The organism is Paraburkholderia sp. EG287B (assembly GCF_040965595.1).
Classification (GTDB): Bacteria; Pseudomonadota; Gammaproteobacteria; order Burkholderiales; family Burkholderiaceae; genus Paraburkholderia.
In genome coordinates, this window is sequence record NZ_JBFRCG010000009.1 from 189,984 (window position 1) to 207,222 (window position 17,239).

Below are 17,239 nucleotides of genomic sequence, written 5' to 3' on the forward strand. Positions count from 1 at the left end.
TCACGCGCCCTCGCGCACATCGACCGCAACGATGCGCTCGAGCACGGCCACCGCGTTCGCTACGCCGTTTTCAGCACGCATCGTTTCGCCTAGTGCGCGGGCGCGGCTGCGCACCGTATCGCTGGCGGCAAAGTCGAGTGCGTTCGCGAACGCTCGGGCAGCGGGCTTGCGTCCGTCGACTGCCGGCGGGGCGACGCCCGCCTCGCGCAGACGCTCCGCCCAGAAGAACTGGTCGCCCGCAAACGGCGTAACAATGGAAGGCACCCCGGCGCGTGCTGCGGAGTGCGAAGTACCGGAGCCGCCGTGATGAATGACGGCGGCGGTGCGCGGGAACAGCCAGTCGTGCGGCGTATCGCCGACGACGAAAAAGTTTTCGGGTAGCGCCTTCGGATCGATGCCGCTCCAGCCCGGGTAGAAGAGTGCGCGCCGGCCCCGCATCGCTTCGATCAGGGCATCGAGCAGCCGCGCATTGTCGAAACCCGTCATGCTGCCAAAGCCGATATAGGCGGGCGCGTCTCCCGCAGCGAGAAAGCGCGCCAGCGCGACCGGTGGCGTCCATGCCGGGCTCGGCGCAAGCCACTGTCCGCAAAGATGGGCGTTGGCGGGCCAGTCGGCGGGCGCGCCCAACAGGTTTGGCGAGACGCCATACACCATCGGGTGGTCCTTCCATACCGCCTCGCGCGGCGGCAGGCCGAACGTCGCGCGCGCGGCGTTGGTCCTGTCGCGGAACGCCTTCCAGAGCAGGCTGTTCACAAGACCGTGGCTGGCGCGGTTGAGCACGCGCGGCACCCACCTGGGCGGCAAGAACGGCGAGGGGAAGGCCGCAGTCGGCGTGAGCGGGATCATGCCCGAGCCGATGCCTTTCGCGCCCAGATACTCCGCCGCGGAAAGCCCCACGAACGCGGCCAGTCCGGCAACCAGAATCGCATCGCAACCTTCGCCCGCCTCGACGATGGTGCGCATCCACGACTGCGCGTTTTCGTTGGCGATCTTCGCGAGCGCGCGTGCGGTCTCGTTGAAGCCGCCGCCCTTGGCGACGACGCCCGCGATCGCGTGGTCCGGACGCAGCATGCCGCGAATGTCGCCGGCCAGCGCCGTGGCCGGCACGCCGAGTGCATGGGCGCTGCCAAGCGTGGCGGCGTCGGCGAGCAGGCGCGCTTCGTGCCCGGCGTCCATCAAGCCGCGGCACAGCGCGGCGAACGGGCGCGCATCGCCCTCGGTGCCGTAGGTCGCGATCAGCAGCTTCATGGGGCCTTTTTCCTCGATTTCGGCACGGCCTTCCGGGGAGCAGTCCGGGCCGCCTGCGCGGGCAGGGCCGCGCCATGGAGGAACAAATCGATCGCAGCGGCAAACTCCTTGCGCAGTTTCAGGCGCGGTTCGGCGAGCCAGCGCAGCATGGCGCCGAGGTAAAGGTGGTGGAACGCGAGGGCTAGCCGCGCCGCGTCGAGATCGTCGCGCAGTTCACCTTGCGCCTGCGCGCGCCGGACGAGCCAGCCAAAGGTATCGGCGATGTCGCTGAGCTGCTCGCTGTCCCGCGACGGCGAAGGTTCCGTGCCGATGCCGAGAAAGCGAAACCGCAGGTAAGGCGCGAGGTAGTCCGGGTGCGCCTCGCACCAGCTCGCGGAATGATCGAGCACGAGCCGCGCGCCAGCGGCGAAGCCCGGTGTGTGTTCGAGCCTCGCGTGCAGCGCCGCGAGATTCGCAGCCAGTTCGAGATGCAGCCAATGGGCGAGCACCGCCTCTTTCACCGGGAAATGGTTGTACAGCGTGCCCTTGGCCACGTCCGCTGCGGCGGCGATCTGCTCCATGGTCACCGGTTCGTAACCGTGAGTTTCGAACAGCGCGGCGGCGGTGCGCGCGAGATGCTCCAGGGTCTGGAGGCGTTTGCGGTCGCGGCGGCCTGGCGAAGCGGGCGTGGGCGTGGACATGTGAACGGTGAATAATATTGAACGACGTCCAACATTATTCACCGTTCACAAATCGTCTGCAAGTATTGCCCGAGGGGCCGATCAGTGATGCCAGAAGAGGGGATCCTGACGGGAGCGGCTGTCGCCTGCCTGCGCATACTGGCTTTCCCGTGACCATGTCCGGCCATTGCGCTTGCCGGCGGCCGGCTGGTGCTCGGTGCTGGCGAGCGTGAGCAGGTGCCTCGCTTCGCGGCTCGATGCGTCGACTTCCACCGCATGCCCCGCGTCTTGCCGCACGCAAGCCCATTCGCGCTCGTGCGCGCATTGCCGCGCTTCGCCGATCAGCGCGTCGCGCTGCTGCTCGCGCGCGACGAGGTCGGCTTGCATCTGCTGCGCTTCTGCGTTGCCGGGCTCTACGGCCAGCGCACTCGTGAGCGCCCTGCGTGCGGGCCAGAGGCTGTTCTTGTCGAGATTCAGACGCGCGCTGGCGAGATTGCTCGCGACCTCGGGATGCGCACTCGCATAGTGCGGCGCGGCGGCCGGGCGTGAGACGGCCGGCGCATTCGCCTGGGCGACGCGGCGCTGCGCCGCGTTCGCACGCGGCAGGACAGCGGCCGGCCGGTTAGTCAGCGCGGTGACGGCGCCACTAGTGCGATTGCCCTGCGTGCCCTGCGCGCCCTTCAACCCGCTCACGGACCCCACGATCACCTGTGCGCCGAGCTTCGGCGCCCATTCGCTGCGATGCACGAACGCATAGCCGGTGAGCGCGATCGCGAGCGCGCCGAGACCCGCCCAGGCATAGCGCGGCAGCCGCTTGCGCTCGGCGACGTGTTCCTCGTCGATCGAAGGGTACTCACCGTCGTAGGGCCGATTGGCGCCAAGGGCCAGGTTCGCGCGCAAGCGCTCGGCAACCCCGTGCGCGCGTTCGTCCGGCAGGCCTGCGCTTGCGGCTGCGATGCGGGCCGCGGCGGCCACTTGATTCGCGCCGCATTGGGGGCAGAGTGCGAGCGGCGCATTGAACCTGGTCCCGCAGTAGGGGCACTCCGACGGATCGGAATCGTCGTGACCAGGGGCGTTGAGCATGGGAGGAGCGCGCTTTCGCTTCGATTGACGAATTGCCGCAAAACCGGTGCCTGATTTACGCACTCATTTGAATATGGGCCAGTTCGCCGTGAAGATCAATCGGCGGATTCCGCCAGCCTGGCGGATCTGGACAGGCGACGCGCCGGCGAGCGGCACCTGCCTTATGTGCCTGATGGCTCCACGCAGCCGATGATCGTAGCGATGGCAGTGGCATCCAGCGTCAGGCCGATATGCCCCACGCCGGGCACGATCGTGACCGGCACGTGCGCGCCGGCTTCCTCGAACGCCGCCGCGTATTCGCGGGCGTGAAAAACCTCGTCGTCGGCGCCGGCCAGCACGTGCAGCGGCTGCCGCGCGCCGCGTATGTCCGCGCGGTAGTCGTCGTGCGGGCGGAAATTCTGCATCAGGTTGAACGAATACTGCGGCGTGAGTTCGTCGCGGACCTCGGGCGCGAGCGCATAGGCGATCGTCGGCAGATGATTGAAGACGCGGATGCGCAGACCGTTGAGCAGGCGATCGTGCCCTTGCGTCCCGATTCGCCGTGACCATGATGCGCGCCGGATTGCGGCGCCGTGCCGCTCAAATGAACAGCGAAATGATGCCGCCGAGCGTAATGCCTGCCGCGATCCAGCGCCCAAGCGTATAGGTGTGGTTCGGGTCGGCTGGCGCGTCGGGACGCTCGAGCCCCAGCGCGCCATAAACGAGCGATTTCATGGGCTGCGCGTTGGCCGACGTCGCTGTCGCGCCGGATGCGTCGCTCGTGTCGATGGCATCGCTGGTATCGTTCGTGTCGCTCGTGCCGGCAGCATCGCTCGCGTCGGCCGCAGCGTCGTCGCTGTCCGCGGTATCGTCGGTCGATGCGGCCGCATAGCCTTGCGGCGAAATCTGTACGGCATCGTCCTGCGATGTGGACGGCGCGATGGTCGTCGACACGTCGCTCGACTGCGCGCCGTCCTGTTCTGCCTGGTCTGAAGCCGCGCCCGCACGGAGTGTGTTCGTGTTGGCGCTGCCGTTGGCGAACTGTGTCGCCGCCCCGATTTGCATGGTCGACTCCTTTCGACTTCCTTATGCCTGCAATAATCGCAGGTCCAGCGCTGAAACGACTCACGAATAACGCTGAAAAATTCGCGATATTCCGCGGCCAATTCTTTTGCCCAGCCTGCGACAATATCGGTATCCGCAACGTCGTGCGCGTATTACCGGGCGACGTCTGCGTGATCCTCCCCACCCGCAAGAAGAAGTACGCCTCGACGTCGAATGTGGATGAAGTCTCTGCGCCTCACAAATCCGTTCACGTTCGCGAAGAGGCGAGCTTGAAGCGCCCGTCACGTCGCGAGATTTTCGAGGCGCTTTATCGCACGCACTATCTGCAAGTCCACACGCGCCTGCCCGATGCGCTCGAGCGCGATCACAACGACGACTATTCGCAAAGCGGCGCACAGATCGCCTGGGAGATCTGGCAGGCCGCGCACTCACACGCCATCGAACTTGCGGCGCAGCAATGCGAACTGCGCCAGAATCAGCATGTTCATCAGGATCACAAAGCAATCTGCCGGATTTGCGCGTGCGATATTCGCGCTCTGCAGGCGGATGCAGAGCGCGATGAAGATGTGGCGTAAGGAACGTGCCGCTTTGACCTAGACGGGGACCGAAGCGACGAGGCGCAAGCGGTTCGCGGACCGCTTTGGATCGAGGGCGCGCGTGACTTCGGCGATCGTGTCGCGCATGGTTTCGCGCATGGTGCCCGAAAGCTCGCCGAGCGCTGCTGCGGCGCGGCCTCGCGTGGCGGAGGTGGCTGCAGGGGTATCGGTTTCCGGCGTGCGGCTCGCGCGAGCGGCGCGCGTCATGCCGGCGCGCGCGGGCGGCATGCAAATGCAGCAAGCGGTGGGTTTGTGTGCGTCGCGCACGTGGCGCACGAAACGGCCGGAGCAAACGGTGCAGCTCGACAGCGTGAGCAGGCCGCCTTCGAAGAAGCGCAGCAGCGTCCACGCCCGCGTGAAGCTCAGCACGCGCTCTGTTTCGGCGCTCTCGCAGTGCTCGAGATAAAGGCGGTACGCACGCGTGAGGGCGTCGAGCCGGCTGCATCTCGCCCTATCCGTAAGAAACAGATAGATGTTGTAGAAGAGCGACGCATGAATGTTCGGCAGCCATGTGAAATACCAGTCCGCCGAAAACGGCAGCATGCCCTTGGGCGGCGAAGCGTTCTTGAGTTCCCGATAGAGCCTGATCAAACGATTGCGCGAAAGCGTCAGTTCTTTTTCGAGCACAGGCATGCGTGCGCCCAGCTGGATCAGCTCGATTGCGCGCAGCACTTCACGCGCTTCTTCGGTCACACTGCCTTTGTACATGACGTGGTACTCCGAGAGGCAGCCGACGACCGCCACGGTGGCCCAGGCGAATGCCTGAATTCACGGGCGATTATAAAAGCGCGACAAAGAGCGTCAAGAATAATATTTGGAAAGGACTTGAAATATCCATAAAGAAAATGCCCCGCGCAGCCGTTATTCAGGCATGGCTTGAAACCGGAAATAACCGCGCATTACCACGGGAATTACCTGTTTTGCGTAGATGGAAAGATCCGGTAAGAATATAAGTACAAACCGGCGGAAAATATCGGTGCGCAATGCCCCGTGAATCGGAAAGAATTATTACGGCGTTTTGCGCTTTTACCTTTTCAGGCGCATCTGCCGGTAAACTGCGGCCTTTCCGAACGCATGCGACGCGCGACGTTGCAGCGGCCCGCGCGAACTGCGGGTTCCCTACCTAAGCTGCCAACCGATGAATTTGCCTTTCTCCGCCTACACTTCTTCGTTCGCGCAGGCGCGTAAGCGTTTGCCTGTGGCCGCGACCGGCAACTTCAACCGCAGTGGCGGCGCGCTCGCCAACCCGCCGCGCCGCGCGCTGCTCAAGGGCACAGTGAGCCTGCTGGCGCTGAGCGGTTGCGCGGGCACGTTGCTGAGTGCGTGTGGCGGCGAATATACGGGAGGCGACGGCGCGCAGGATGCGCCGACGCCCGTCATCGGTTCCGTCGCGAACTTCCGCGATCTGGGCGGCGCCGCGCCGGGCTACTCGACGAGCGACGGCGCGCACGTGCGCCGCGCCTTGATTTACCGCTCCGACGCGCTCACGCCGAACGCAGCCGACGCCGCGACGCTCGAGCGCATGGCGCTGTCCAACATCTACGATCTGCGCACGCCTGCGGAAATCGACGCGGCGCCCGACGTGACACCCAGCACCGCCAGTTACCTCGCACTCAATGTGTTGGGCACGCTCGAGCCGCCGTCGTTCGTGGGCATGCTGGCGGGTGAACTCGATGCGGCGATGCAAATGCATTGGCGCGCGCTCGTAACGGGCCGCACGCAATGCTCGGTCTACGGCGCGCTGCTCGAACATATCGCGGACGCGCCGGGGCCGCTGCTGATCACGGGTGGCACAGGCGTGGACGTGGTGGGCTGGGCGTGCGCGCTGTTGCTGCTGATCGCCAACGTGCCGCTCGAAATCATCGTGAAGGATTTCATGCTGACCGACGCGTGGCGCTCGACGGGCGCGGATGCCGCCAATCTGACGCCGCCCGTGCAGGCCAGCTATCTGCAGGCCGCGTTCGACGCGGTGCAGGGCAGCTACGGCGACCTCAACCGCTATCTCACCACAGGGCTCGGCCTTGCGGCCGACACGGTCAATCGTCTGCGCGGCCGGCTTGTGGTCTGAGCGGCGCGCAGCGTCGAATCAACGGGGGTATAGAGGGCAATTAGGGACTTACACCGTTGCCCGTGCATCTGCCGGCAGCGCGATACGCACGCGCAGCCCGCCTTCGGGGTGATTGGACAACTCGCAGCGGCCACCCTGATTGCGCGTGAGGCGCGTCACGATGGCGAGCCCCAATCCGCAATGGCCTTCACCACCGCGTGCTTCGTCAAGGCGTACGAAGGGTTTGAGCGCCGCGGCCACGCGCTCGGGCGGGATGCCGGGGCCATGATCGCGCACTTCGACGATCCACTGCGCGCCTTCGCGGCGCGTGGCGATTTCCACGGGCGGCACGCCGTGTTCGAGCGCATTGTCGACGAGATTCGACACGAGCCGGTCGAGCAGCGTGCGCGGCAGCCGGAACGCCGAGCCCGCGCGCAGATCGAGCCTGAAGAGCGCATCGTCGTCGTCGCCGGCGTCGGAAAAGAACTGCTCGCGCAGCAGCGCATCGACTTCCACTTCGGGACCCGCTTCGGGCCGCTGGCGGGCGAATTCCAGAAACTGCTGGACGATATCGTTCAGCGAATCGACTTCGCGGATCAGTTGTTCGCGCTCGCGCTCCGAGCCCATCATGCTCGCACGCAGCTTCAGTCGCGTGAGCGGCGACTTGAGATCGTGAGCGACGCCCGCGAGCATGACGGCCTGATCGTCGTCGGCTTCGTTGAGCTGCTTCATCATGCCGTTGAACGAGCCGATCAGCTCGCGCAATTCGCGCGGCCCGTGCTGCTTGACGGGCGCGGGACGATGGCCGGTACCGAACGCGCGCGCGGCCTGGGCCACGAGCGAGAGCGGACGTTGCATCTGCCACATGGCGAGCAGCGCGAGAAGCAGCGAGATGGCGAGCATCGAGCCGAACAGCGGCAGCAGGTTGCGCGCTGGCGGCAGATCGACGGGCGCGACGATCCACGTGGGCTGGCCCGCGAAACGCACCCACAGGGCTTCGCGATGGCGCAGGTCGGCGAGAATCTCGGTGCCGGGCGGCAGGTCGCGCAGCAGTTGCTTGCGCAAGTCGGCGAGCGGCTCGCGCCTGGGCACTTCGAGCCGCACGTCGGCGGGCATATTCCAGGTGGGCACAAGATGCACGCGCAGCGCCGGCGCGAGGTCCATTTCGTTGGGAGGCGTGCTGGGTGCCGCGCTCGTTGCCGTACCGGGCGCCGCGCTGGTTGCGGCATGCAGCATGAGCAGCAGACCGCGCTCGAAGCCTTCCACTTCGTGGCGGCGCGGCTGCGGCGCGAACACGATGAACCAGCATGCCTGGATGGCGAACAGCAGGAGCGCGGACATCAGCGCCATGCGCCCGAACAGCGTATTCAACGGATTGTTCATGCCATTACGCGTTCAGGCTGGGGCCGCTGTCGTCTGCTGGGGGATGGTCGATGTCGCCTTCGATGCCGACCCCGCTCTGCGGCACGAACACGTAGCCCTTGCCGCGCAGGGTCTGCACGTAGCGCGGCTGCGCAGGATTGTCTTCGATCACGCGGCGCAGGCGCCAGACCGGTACGTCGAGACTGCGCTCGTTGAATTCGAGGCCGTCTGCGTGGAGCAGGTCGTGAATCAGCACGCGTGAAAGCACGCGGTACGGATGCTCCGTGAAAATCTTCAGGAGCACGAACTCACTGCTGCGCAGCGGCACGCGCTCGCCGTCACGTTCGAGCGTGCGCGCCATGAAGTCGAGCTCGAAGGCGCCGAAGCGATAGCGTTCGCGCGCGACGGGTGCGCCCGCGGGGCCGTTGCCGCGCCGGCGCAGCACGGTCTGGATACGCAGCAGCAATTCCTGGGGATCGAAGGGCTTGGCGACGTAGTCGTCCGCGCCCAGCGTGAGACCCGCAATGCGGTCGCCCACTGCGCCGCGCGCGGAGGCGAAGATCACCGGAATGTCGTCACCCTGCGCGCGCAAGGCGGCGAGGGCGCGCAAGCCGTCGGTGCGCGGCATCATGACGTCGAGCACGACGACCGAAGGCCGCTCGCGTTCCAGCCGGGCACCGAGATGCGTGCCGTCGTGGAGGACGGAGGCCTCGAAACCGTTGGCCCGAAGAAAGCTGGAGAGGAGATCGCGCACGACCGGATCGTCGTCGACGATGAGAACGTGTGGACTCATCGCCATATTTTATTTGATATCGACAACCGGCAGAACAGCGCGCGACCGCAGATTTCTTGCCGTAGCTTACATGGCCTCTTACTTCATGGCGACGGCGCCTTGCTCGATGGATGCCTGCGTCGCGTGCGCGGATTCCGTCGACGCGACGGATGCGCAGTTGAGTGCGCTCACGCCCTGCTGTGCACTCGCCTGGTCCGCCGCCGGCTTCGCAGCGGCTTCGGTGGCCGCGGAGCTCGCGGGCTGCGCGGCCGGCGCGTCGATCGACGCCATGCCTGCCGCTTTGGCGAATGCCGAGTTCGCGCCAGCCATCTTCGCGGTCATTGCCGAGACGTCGCCGGACGGTGCGGCTTCCTTCTGGGGCAGGCTGTGCGCGTGTGCCTGCGCTTGTGCGAGCCGCGTCTGGCGCGCGTCGGCGGCGACGCCGCTCGGCATCTTTTGCAGATGCAGCGGCGCATCGGCTTCGGCAGCCGCGACTTTCGCGCCCGCTTTCTTCTCACTTTTCGCGCTGTCCGCAGAGGGGGCGGCCGCTGCGCCAACTTCCTTCGGCGCGGGCGGGATGCCGTGCATTTCGAGCACGGCGTCCTGCGCGGACGGGGCCAGGTGCTGGTCGACGACGCCTTCCTTCACGCGGCGCACGGCGGCCTGTTTACCGTGCTTGAGATCGCCTTCGAGCTCGGCGATGCGGCGGTCGTACCAGTCCGTCACGCACGCCTTGTCCTTGCAGTTGTGCTGGCGCCATTGCCACTGGCTCACGCGGTCGGCTTCGAGCGCGGTCGTGTCGGTGCTCGCGTCGAATGCGCTGCGATAGAGCGCGGCCAGTTTGTCGTCGAGCGCGGAGAGCGTCGGATCGTTGCACACGAGCCGCTCGGAAACGGACGCGTTATGCGGGCAGTGAAAGCTTGCAGCGTGCGCGAACGGCGAGCCAGCGAGCGACGCGAACAGCGCGATCGCAGCAGCGTTCAGGCCGCGCTTGAAGAAGGGGGCGCGACGGATTTTCGGTTCTCGGTTCATGGCAGCCATGATGATGTTGAAATAGCGGGAGAAAGACAGGAACAGGGTGTGGCTCGTCCGGCGTCGCAAAGGCGCGAGGCGCCGCAGTGAGAACCGCAGCGAGAACGATAGCGCGGGGAAGAATCCGCAATGTCTCACTCAGCGGGGAGAATGCAGGAGCGCTTACGAAACATTACACACGCAGCCACGCGCGGTAACGGGCAAAGGTCGACAAGCGCTTGTGGCGCGCGCCTCTGCGTTGAAAGGGCGCGCACGAGCGCCGTTCAACCCCTTACCGAGCGGGAGGTTTTTGAAGAAGTGGAAAGTGACATTCAACATTGACCGATGTCCCGGCCATCGCGCGCATTGCTTTGCACCGATCATGCGTGGCGAGTCCTGCCGGGAACGTGTCAAGTTCCGCGCAGCCCATCAACGCATCGGGTATCCGCTCCCATGCCACATGAAATCGTGTCATCCGTCAGCCGTGCGAGGGCGCGCGCGGTGAAACTCGGCGCCGCGAGCGCCGCGGCGCTCGCGCTCAACGGCTGCGCATGGACGCTCATCACCGCGGCCGACGCGACCGGCTCCGTGATTCAGGCGGGTTACGCGGTCGCGTCGAATTACTCCTCGCCTAAATTCGTGTCGGGGCGGCCGGTCAATCTCAGTTCGATCTGCATCGAGAACAATCCCATGGTCACGTCGGGAGACTTCGTGCCATCGCTGCAGCTCGTGCTCGCGCAGCGCGGCGTGACTTCGGATGTCTACGGCGCCGGCACCGAGCCGGTGAGTTGTGAAGGACGCCTCGTGTACAACGCATCGATCGAATTCGGCAAGCCGACGTTCAGCGACGAAAGCCGGGCCTATCTTTCGACGATCAACCTGACGATCTTCATGCATAACCATATTGCCGTTACGGGGCGTTACGAAGTGCGCGGTCTCGGCACCGACCGCTATTCGAGCGCGGCGGTGAAGCTCAAGGGGCTGTTGGACAGCATGGTGGTCGACCAGACGCAATTGAGCAATTCATTCCAGTCCGCCTCGAGCGACCAGTAAAACGGGTGTCCCGCGCTATGCGCGGGAAAGGATTGGTAAGGCTGCGGGCCTGTACCGGCTCGTTCTCGTCCCTTACGATTTACGCATGGCAAATAATATCTTTCTCGTCGACGACGATCCGGTCGTGCGCGACGTCACGGCCGAATATCTGCAGATGCGTGGCTTTACTGTCACGACGCTGCCTTCCGTGCGTGCGATGCAGGAGCGGCTGCGCTCCGAGCGGCCGCAGGTTGTCGTGCTCGATATCATGATGCCGGAAGTGGATGGCATCAGCGCGCTGCGCGCCTTGCGCGAAAGCGGCGACGACTTGCCGGTCATCATGCTCACCGCGCGCAACGAAGTGATCGACCGCGTGCTGGGCCTCGAATTCGGCGCCGACGACTACGTGGGCAAGCCGTTCGATCCGGGCGAGCTGGTGGCGCGCATTCGTTCAGTCATGCGCCGGCGCAGTATTGCGAACCTCACGGGCGCGCCGGAGAGCCGGGAATCGTTTCGCTTTGGCCCTTTCGAACTCGATTTCCGTTCGCGGGAGCTGTATCGCGACGAAGTCCGCATGCCGCTGCGTTCCAGCGAATTCGCGTTTCTCAAGCTGTTCGTCAATCACTCGATGACGATTCTTTCGCGCGAGCGCATTATCGAAATCGTGTATGGGGAGGCGGGGCGGTATCGGAACCGCAGTCTCGATGTCGCGATCTGGCGTTTGCGGCGGCTCATTGAAACCGATCCTTCTGAGCCGCGGTATCTCCAGACCGTTTGGGGCCATGGGTATGTGTTCGTGCCGGACGGCGAGGTGGGGTTTGCCGAGCGGTTTGGTGAACATGCTGTTCGGGAGCCGGGCGGTGAAGGCGGCAGTGAGTATGCCGATGAGTTTGACGGTGAAATGGCTGATGATGAGGAAGACTGAGTTTTTTTGCGCTCTGTTTTAGGACGTTGGCCTTTCCTTGTTTTCGCGTCGGTATGCATGCGTTGCCCCTGTGCGGGGCGGCACGAACCTGTCCGCATTTTTGTGGGCGAGGCGGTTAAAAAAACGTTACCCGCGCGCCCGCGTAAACCGCTCGCCAAACAGGATGGCAAACTGGTTCATCGCAGATTTCCAGTCATAGGCATGGCGCACGGACTTTGCAAGCACGTTTCGTAATGCCAGCCACAGCAGCTTGATGGCCGCTTCGTCATTGGGGAAGTGCCCGCGCGTCTTGATGATCTTGCGCAACTGCATGTTCAGGCTCTCGATGGCATTCGTCGTGTAGATGACCCGGCGTATTTCTGGTGGAAACACGAAGAACGGCGTGACGTTCTCCCACGCACGCTGCCAGGATTGCACAATGGTCGGATATCTGGTGCCCCATGGGCCTGCAGCGAATGCCTCAAGCGCCTGCTGCGCGGCCTGCCCGCTTGCGGCCGTGTAGATCGGACGCAGCGCCGCGGCGATAGCCTTTCGGTCCTTGTAACTCGCGTATTCCAGGCTGTTGCGTATCAGATGCACGATGCAGGTCTGCACGGCGGTGCGCGGGTAGGCTGTGCCAATCGCATCGGCCAGCCCCTTGAGGCCATCGACCACGGCGATCAGGATGTCCTGGCAGCCGCGCGTCTTGAGTTCATTGAAGACCTTAAGCCAGAACTTCGCGCCTTCGGTGTGCTCGATCCACAAGCCCAGTACGTCACGCTGGCCGTCGGCCTGAATGCCCAGCGCGAGATACACGGCCTGGTTGCTTACCACGCCGTCGCTGCGGATCTTTACGCGAAGCGCATCAAAGAATACGACCGGATACATCGGTTCGAGCGGTCGGTTTTGCCAGGCGAGTGTCTCGGCCATCACCTCGTCGGTGACCGAGCTGATGAAGTCGGGCGACACCTGCGTGCCGTAGCTTTCGGCCAGAAACGCCTGGATTTCGCGCACGCTCATGCCGCGCGCGTACATGGCAATGATGCGCTCATCAAAGCCGGTAAAGCGGCGTTCGTGTTTGGGGATCAGTATCGGCTCGAAACTGCCGTCACGGTCACGTGGCAGATCGACCCTGAGTGGACCGTGGTCCGTGATGATGGTTTTGCCACTGGCGCCGTTACGCTCGTTGGTCTGGCCATCCGGCCTGGGATCGCCCGATGGATACCCCAGATGCAGCTTCATTTCGGCGCCCATGGCGCGTTCAATGACGGCCTTGTTGAAGGCGAGCATCAGGTCCTTGACCTGCGCGGGTGTCATCGGCCCCTTGACCAGTTCGTCCAGCAGCCCTTCAGGCAAGGCAGGCAGCGGCCCTCGGGCCGCTGCCTGCGAAGCGACAGTGCGTCGTTTCTGCTTCTTGTCCATCGGCATATCCATGATTTTTACCTCTCATGATATGCCTCGCCCACAAAATGGCTACAAGGGCTCCCCGTCGGTTGCAAACCCAACGTTGCTTTGATGTCTTTACGTACTGCGCTGCTTCGCTGGTGTAAGTGAGAAGGTGAAGGACTGCAATGCTACAGACGGTCATATTGGACCAATGGTCCGGACCCTGATGAAAGACGCGCGCGAGGACCTCGTTCGGATATCGGGATTGAGCTCCCTGTATTTTGTCCAGGTACGCCCCGCGCGGGTCCAACCCGCTTCACATCACCGCTGGCAGTGCAAAGTGATCTTTTATCCAGTCATGTGTACTATCGTGGTGTTCGTGTTAGTTGTTGGCAGATTAGCTCCGCACGTCACGCTGCCACTGGCTCGCGCCTGAAGTCGCCGCCGTACTTCAGAACTGCCCAGGCCATCCGCGCATTCTTGGCCGCGATGGCGACTGCTGCCCGCCAGTAACCGCGGCGCTCCACCAGGTTCCTGGCCCACCTGCTGAACCGGTCTTGCTTGTCGCCCAGGTTGGCCATCACGGCACGAGCTCCCAGGACCAGCAGACTGCGCAGATACGCGTCGCCTGTTTTCGTGATGCTGCCCAGCCGGGCTTTGCCGCCACTGCTGTGCTGTCCTGGTGTCAACCCAAGCCACGCCGCGACCTGTCGGCCATTCCGGAAGTCATGCCCGGCACCAATGCTGGCCAGCAAAGCGCTGGCCGTGGTTGGACCGATGCCACGTAATTGCATCAGCCGCTTGCTGCGCTCATCTTCCCGGGCAATCTCGCCAATCGCGCGGTCATATTCGCCCAGCCGGTCCTCGATGTCGCCAGCATGCTCGAGCAAATCGCTGATGCACCGCCGCGCCCAGCCGGGCAACGAGTCAAGGTGAGTCGCGATGTCTAGCCGTAGCTTTTCCGGGCTCTGCGGTAGAACCACTCCGAACTCCGAGAGCAGGCCACGCAACCGGTTGTAGGTCGCTGTTCTTTCCTCGACAAATCCCTGTCGCGTCCGATGCAGGCAAAGCGTAGCCTGCTGATGCTCGTCCTTGAGCGGCACAAAACGCATGCTGGGTCGCGTCACCGCCTCGCAAATAGCGGCCGCATCAGCCGCGTCGTTTTTGCCGCGCTTGCCGGACATCCGGTAGGGAGCGACCAGCTTTGGCGCCATCAACCTCGCTGTATGGCCGCACTTCTGGAACACGCGTGCCCAGTAGTGTGCTCCCGAGCACGCTTCCATACCGATTACGCACGGCGGCAATTGGGCGATCAATGCACTCAGCTGGTCGCGAGATACACGAGGTTTGATGAGCACCGCTTTGCCGGCGTCATCCACGCCGTGGACGGCAAACACGTTCTTGGCAAGATCGATCCCGACGGTGACAATTGGCATGGACTTCCCCTCCTGTTGGCGTTGATGTAGTTCGACACTCCATCATGGCACTTCGATGCCGACTCGCGGCTTCCGCCGCAGCCTCGGGACGGGGAAGTCCCTTTCATTCGGATAGGCCCGGCGGCACTCGCATACCACCACGAAAACAAGAAAACAACCAAACGCGAAAGCAAACAAAAAAACTCAAAACGTCAGCACACTAAGAAACATCCGCTGCAACCACCCGACGGTAGTCGCATCATTAAGCAACCCGCGCCCCACCTGCTCGATCCGTGCATTAGCAATCTTCCCCGACTCAACGTAATTATCGGCTTCCACATCGTTAGGATTAACGATCCCGGAAAGCCGCAGCCGTTGATGTTCACCGCTCATCGCGATGATCTTCTCCCCGGAGACGACCAGATTGCCCGTAGGCGTTTTACTGATGACCGTGACCGCCAGCGTGCCGGTCATGTCGCTCGAAAGCGAGTGATTGCCGCTGCCGTTGAACGAGGTCGAAGCCGAGCCGATATTGAACAGGCGCGCGAGCCGCGCCGCCGCGCCGGTCGACTGGTCAGCAGCGGTGGCCGTGATGTTGCTGTCGCGCTTCGCGGCGGCACTGGCGACATCGTTGCCGCTATAGGTTTCGGAGAGCCGGATCGTGAGCACATCGCCGATTCGCTGCGCACGCGGTGTTTCGTACAGCGAGATGGCGGTGCCCGACTGATAGATCGCGCCGCTGGTATTGACGTTCAACAGCGGTTCCGCGAGCGGTGGCGTCATGGGCGTGTTGACGATCGACTCAGGCGTCGCGCAGCCAGCGAGCGCCGTGGCGAGCGACGCGCACAGCAACACGTACGGCAGGCCTTTCGAACGAGTCGTGCGGCATGCGCCTGAAAGTGAGGATTCCGATTGATCGAATGGCATGGCGATGGGGCGAGTGCAAGTGTGATTCATCGGATTTAGCGATTTCAGCGGATTCGTCGAGTTCGTCCCGGCGACGGGTTGGCGTGCATCGTTTCAGCCTTCATCGAACTGGCTCAGCTTGAGCGTCTTCTCGCGGCCTTTGCCACGCAGCGTGGCGGGCTTGAGGAGGTAGGTGAGCGTCGCGCGCTGGCTGTCGGGCAGCAGGCAGATGGTGATCGTGCTCGACGCGTTCTCCCACACGAGCAGCGGCAGCGAAGCCGCACCAAGCACGCGCGGCGCGCCGTAGCGCGAGGCGAGCAGGTTGCGCAGGTCGAATGCCGTTGTCGAGTCCACGACGAACGACATTTCATAAAGCCGCAGCGGATCACCGGCCGATGCGTGCGCAAAGCGCAGGATATGGTCCACCGCGGGCACGCCGTCCACGACCGCGCGCGAGGGCGTCCAGCCTTGCGCCGTGTGGTGCGCCCACCGGCACGCGACCGTCTGGCTCGTATAACTCTTGACCATCATGCCGATGTCGCTGCCCGCGATGTCGGTCTCGCAAAGCAACTCGCTTTCATGCGGCGTCGCACGCACCATCTCCGACTGCCGCAGCGCGCTCAGCGGCGTGCCGAGCACAATGCCGCGAAACGCAAAGGGCGTGTCATCCGGCGCCGGAACGCGCGGACGGGCGGGCGGCGCAATGGGCGCCGTCCTTCGTTTTTTCGCTGGCGGTGTGGACGGTTTTGCTGCGCTTGCCGCATGCGCCGCGTTCGCGGCCATCACAGCGCTCGCTTCGCCAGGCGGGGTCGCCGGCGCGGGCGGCTTCGGCGCGACGTACGTTTGCACGCGCCCTTCGTAATGCGTGTCCGCATGCGCGAGCGAGAGCGGCGCCGCGAGGCTCGCCGCGCTCAAAACGAAAGCGATCAATGGCGCCCGTTTCATCGGCTGGTCCTCGATCAGTCGACCGCCGCCGCGCACGCGTCGAACGGCACGGCTGCGGGGTGGCCGACCAGCGGCACGATCTTCAGCGTGGCCGATGCGACCCGGCATGGAAAGGCCACCACGGCACAGCCGTCGAGCGGCAGCGCGAGGCAGGCGAGGGCGACGGCCGACGCGGCGCGCACCAGATGCGTCGACATGCGGGATGTCAGGCACAGGGGCGAGCGCCGCGTCGACGGCTCCCGTGACGGCGAAGTGGTCATGCCGAAGTGTTGATGTTGTGGCCGAGCGGACCGACGGGCATCGCCGGATTCACGGTTTCCTGCTGCGGAAAGGGGTTACCGGCGGTGCCTCCCGTGCTGGAGTTTTTGGTGTTGCGGTTTTCGCCCAGCGTCGTCAACGAGGACGTGTGCGCGATACTGCTCGAACCGATAGGGCTGGTCATGAAGGGCCTCCTTGGCGCAATGGAACAAAAAAGGGGCGCGCCGAGAAGGGGGAAGCGCGCCCCGCCTTACGCCGATCGGGGGGCAATCGACGTGCGGCGAGGCAAATCTTCGCTTCCAGTGCGTTCGCATGAAGCAGGAATCAGCGTGGCCTTTGGCCGATCGCTTACGAGTCCTTCCAGGGGTATACGAATGTGCAAGTTTGAAAGGCGGGATTTCGGCGGGGGAACCGCTGACGAGGCGCCGAGCCGGGCTGGAACGGAGGAAATCCGCAAACGCGATTGGCGCGCGCCGTGTAAGGGTTGGGGAGGGCGAGGAAGGTGAATCGAGCGCGCGTTCCCAGGCTGCCTGGGTCAGCAGCCTGGGATCAAATAAAAGAAGAGGGAAGG

19 protein-coding genes are annotated in these 17,239 nt (G+C 64.3%); 4 read left to right on the forward strand and 15 right to left on the reverse strand.

Features of this window, described 5'->3' with window-relative positions:
• The 5 genes from AB4Y40_RS18030 to AB4Y40_RS18050 all read right to left on the reverse strand — a co-directional run bounded on the left by AB4Y40_RS18030 (position 1) and on the right by AB4Y40_RS18050 (position 4,034).
• Entirely contained in the window at positions 1-1,248 is a 1,248-nt protein-coding gene (locus AB4Y40_RS18030) for a glycosyltransferase (protein WP_368688888.1), read from the reverse strand.
• Positions 1,245-1,928 carry a TetR/AcrR family transcriptional regulator gene (locus AB4Y40_RS18035; RefSeq protein ID WP_368688889.1) on the reverse strand — a complete coding sequence of 228 codons (684 nt, stop codon included), beginning with the start codon at positions 1,926-1,928 and terminating at the stop codon, positions 1,245-1,247. Before AB4Y40_RS18035 ends, AB4Y40_RS18030 begins: the two co-directional genes overlap by 4 nt.
• An 81-nt stretch (positions 1,929-2,009) precedes the next feature.
• The gene (locus AB4Y40_RS18040) at positions 2,010-2,990 is read right to left on the reverse strand and encodes a hypothetical protein (RefSeq protein WP_368688890.1); all 981 of its coding nucleotides are present in this window, start codon (positions 2,988-2,990) and stop codon (positions 2,010-2,012) included.
• Between the two features lie 161 nt (positions 2,991-3,151).
• Positions 3,152-3,688 carry an alpha/beta fold hydrolase gene (locus AB4Y40_RS18045; RefSeq protein ID WP_368688891.1) on the reverse strand — a complete coding sequence of 179 codons (537 nt, stop codon included), beginning with the start codon at positions 3,686-3,688 and terminating at the stop codon, positions 3,152-3,154.
• The gene (locus AB4Y40_RS18050) at positions 3,570-4,034 is read right to left on the reverse strand and encodes a hypothetical protein (RefSeq protein ID WP_368688892.1); all 465 of its coding nucleotides are present in this window, start codon (positions 4,032-4,034) and stop codon (positions 3,570-3,572) included. The genes AB4Y40_RS18045 and AB4Y40_RS18050 overlap by 119 nt, the downstream gene beginning before the upstream one ends.
• A 23-nt stretch (positions 4,035-4,057) precedes the next feature.
• Between AB4Y40_RS18050 and AB4Y40_RS18055 the strand changes: the two genes are divergently transcribed.
• Positions 4,058-4,609 (forward strand): hypothetical protein, encoded by a 552-nt coding sequence (locus AB4Y40_RS18055; protein ID WP_368688893.1) that lies wholly within the window; start codon positions 4,058-4,060, stop codon positions 4,607-4,609.
• An 18-nt stretch (positions 4,610-4,627) separates the two neighbouring features.
• Here AB4Y40_RS18055 and flhC read toward each other — a convergent pair whose 3' ends face one another.
• Positions 4,628-5,338: a flagellar transcriptional regulator FlhC gene (gene flhC / locus AB4Y40_RS18060; RefSeq protein ID WP_368688894.1), complete on the reverse strand. Its 711-nt coding sequence runs from the start codon at positions 5,336-5,338 to the stop codon at positions 4,628-4,630.
• 430 nt (positions 5,339-5,768) lie between these two features.
• Here flhC and AB4Y40_RS18065 point away from each other — a divergent pair, with 430 nt between their 5' ends.
• Entirely contained in the window at positions 5,769-6,698 is a 930-nt protein-coding gene (locus tag AB4Y40_RS18065) for a tyrosine-protein phosphatase (protein WP_368688895.1), read from the forward strand.
• 48 nt (positions 6,699-6,746) lie between these two features.
• Here the strand turns inward: AB4Y40_RS18065 and AB4Y40_RS18070 are convergent, their stop codons facing one another.
• The 3 genes from AB4Y40_RS18070 to AB4Y40_RS18080 all read right to left on the reverse strand — a co-directional run bounded on the left by AB4Y40_RS18070 (position 6,747) and on the right by AB4Y40_RS18080 (position 9,843).
• Entirely contained in the window at positions 6,747-8,060 is a 1,314-nt protein-coding gene (locus AB4Y40_RS18070; RefSeq protein WP_368688896.1) for an ATP-binding protein, read from the reverse strand.
• 4 nt (positions 8,061-8,064) lie between these two features.
• Positions 8,065-8,832, reverse strand: a complete 768-nt coding sequence (locus AB4Y40_RS18075; RefSeq protein ID WP_368688897.1) for a response regulator — start codon at positions 8,830-8,832, stop codon at positions 8,065-8,067.
• A gap of 78 nt (positions 8,833-8,910) precedes the next feature.
• Entirely contained in the window at positions 8,911-9,843 is a 933-nt protein-coding gene (locus tag AB4Y40_RS18080; protein ID WP_368688898.1) for a lysozyme inhibitor LprI family protein, read from the reverse strand.
• A gap of 480 nt (positions 9,844-10,323) precedes the next feature.
• On the opposite strand from AB4Y40_RS18080, the gene AB4Y40_RS18085 reads away from it, so the two are divergent.
• Together AB4Y40_RS18085 and AB4Y40_RS18090 are read left to right on the forward strand one after the other, a co-directional pair.
• Positions 10,324-10,875 (forward strand): hypothetical protein, encoded by a 552-nt coding sequence (locus tag AB4Y40_RS18085; protein WP_368688899.1) that lies wholly within the window; start codon positions 10,324-10,326, stop codon positions 10,873-10,875.
• Between the two features lie 85 nt (positions 10,876-10,960).
• Entirely contained in the window at positions 10,961-11,779 is an 819-nt protein-coding gene (locus AB4Y40_RS18090) for a response regulator (protein ID WP_368688900.1), read from the forward strand.
• A gap of 126 nt (positions 11,780-11,905) precedes the next feature.
• On the opposite strand, the gene AB4Y40_RS18095 is transcribed toward AB4Y40_RS18090, so the two are convergent.
• The 6 genes from AB4Y40_RS18095 to AB4Y40_RS18120 form a co-directional block, all read right to left on the reverse strand.
• Positions 11,906-13,180 carry an IS256 family transposase gene (locus AB4Y40_RS18095; protein WP_368688901.1) on the reverse strand — a complete coding sequence of 425 codons (1,275 nt, stop codon included), beginning with the start codon at positions 13,178-13,180 and terminating at the stop codon, positions 11,906-11,908.
• Positions 13,181-13,554: 374 nt separating this feature from the next.
• The gene (locus tag AB4Y40_RS18100) at positions 13,555-14,580 is read right to left on the reverse strand and encodes an IS110 family transposase (protein WP_368688902.1); all 1,026 of its coding nucleotides are present in this window, start codon (positions 14,578-14,580) and stop codon (positions 13,555-13,557) included.
• Between the two features lie 183 nt (positions 14,581-14,763).
• Positions 14,764-15,414 (reverse strand): flagellar basal body L-ring protein FlgH, encoded by a 651-nt coding sequence (locus AB4Y40_RS18105; protein ID WP_342924884.1) that lies wholly within the window; start codon positions 15,412-15,414, stop codon positions 14,764-14,766.
• A 165-nt stretch (positions 15,415-15,579) separates the two neighbouring features.
• A complete protein-coding gene (locus AB4Y40_RS18110) occupies positions 15,580-16,410 on the reverse strand; it encodes a hypothetical protein (RefSeq protein ID WP_368688903.1) in 831 nt (276 codons plus the stop codon).
• A gap of 14 nt (positions 16,411-16,424) precedes the next feature.
• Entirely contained in the window at positions 16,425-16,607 is a 183-nt protein-coding gene (locus tag AB4Y40_RS18115) for a DUF6726 family protein (protein WP_342924886.1), read from the reverse strand.
• 59 nt (positions 16,608-16,666) lie between these two features.
• A complete protein-coding gene (locus AB4Y40_RS18120) occupies positions 16,667-16,852 on the reverse strand; it encodes a hypothetical protein (RefSeq protein WP_342924887.1) in 186 nt (61 codons plus the stop codon).
• Between the last annotated feature and the right edge of the window lie 387 nt (positions 16,853-17,239).